The organism is Streptomyces sp. Ru62 (genome assembly GCF_002920615.1).
GTDB lineage: Bacteria > Actinomycetota > Actinomycetes > Streptomycetales > Streptomycetaceae > Streptomyces.
The window spans coordinates 1-1,330 of record NZ_PQSU01000086.1 but is presented as its reverse complement, the minus strand read 5'-3'; the positions used below and the strand labels follow the sequence as shown (position 1 = coordinate 1,330).

General features: G+C 72.0%; 1 protein-coding gene. It reads left to right on the top strand.

Going from position 1 to position 1,330, the window contains the following annotated elements; genetic code table 11:
• A partial coding sequence (locus C3492_RS43790; RefSeq protein WP_103818111.1) for a biotin/lipoyl-containing protein occupies positions 1-1,330 on the top strand: 1,330 nt, incomplete at both ends.

The following is a 1,330-nucleotide window of genomic DNA, read 5'->3' as shown; positions in this document are numbered from 1 at the left end:
CGGGCACCCCGGACCCGGTCTCGGGCGCCGAGGAGGTCGTGGCCTTCGCCAAGGAGCACGGCCTGCCGATCGCGATCAAGGCCGCCTTCGGTGGCGGTGGCCGCGGTCTGAAGGTGGCCCGGACGCTGGAAGAGGTCCCGGAGCTGTACGACTCCGCGGTGCGCGAGGCGGTCGCCGCCTTCGGCCGCGGCGAGTGCTTCGTCGAGCGCTACCTGGACCGTCCGCGGCACGTGGAGACCCAGTGCCTGGCCGACAAGCACGGCAACGTGGTCGTGGTCTCCACCCGTGACTGCTCGCTGCAGCGCCGCCACCAGAAGCTGGTCGAGGAGGCCCCGGCGCCGTTCCTGTCCGAGGAGCAGGTCGCCGAGCTGTACCGCGCGTCGAAGGCCATCCTGAAGGAGGCCCGCTACGAGGGCGCCGGCACGTGCGAGTTCCTGGTCGGCCAGGACGGCACGATCTCCTTCCTGGAGGTCAACACCCGCCTGCAGGTGGAGCACCCGGTGACCGAGGAGGTCGCCGGCATCGACCTGGTCCGCGAGATGTTCCGCATCGCCGACGGCGAGGAGCTCGGTTACGGCGATCCGGTGCTGCGCGGTCACTCCTTCGAGTTCCGCATCAACGGCGAGGACCCGGGCCGCAACTTCCTCCCGGCCCCCGGCACGGTCACCCGGTTCGACCCGCCGTCGGGCCCCGGCGTCCGCCTGGACGCGGGCGTGGAGTCCGGCAGCGTGATCGGCCCGGCCTGGGACTCCCTGCTCGCCAAGCTGATCGTGACCGGCCGTACCCGCACCGAGGCCCTTCAGCGGGCCGCCCGGGCGCTGGACGAGTTCCAGGTCGAGGGCATGGCGACGGCGATCCCCTTCCACCGCGTGGTCGTGCGGGACCCGGCGTTCGCGCCCGAGCTGACCGGCTCCACGGATCCCTTCACGGTCCACACCCGCTGGATCGAGACCGAGTTCGTCAACGAGATCAAGCCGTTCACCGCGCCCGCCGACGCCGAGGCGGAGGAGGAGCTGGGCCGCGAGACGGTCGTCGTCGAGGTCGGCGGCAAGCGCCTGGAGGTCTCGCTGCCGTCGTCGCTGGGCATGAGCCTGGCCCGCACCGGCCTCGCCGCCGGTGCCAAGCCCAAGCGCCGCGCGGCCAAGAAGTCCGGCCCGGTCGCCTCCGGCGACACCCTCGCCTCGCCCATGCAGGGCACGATCGTGAAGATCGCCGTCGAGGAGGGCCAGGAGGTCAAGGAAGGCGACCTGGTCGTCGTCCTGGAGGCCATGAAGATGGAGCAGCCCCTGAACGCCCACAAGGCCGGCACCATCAAGGGCCTGACCGCCGA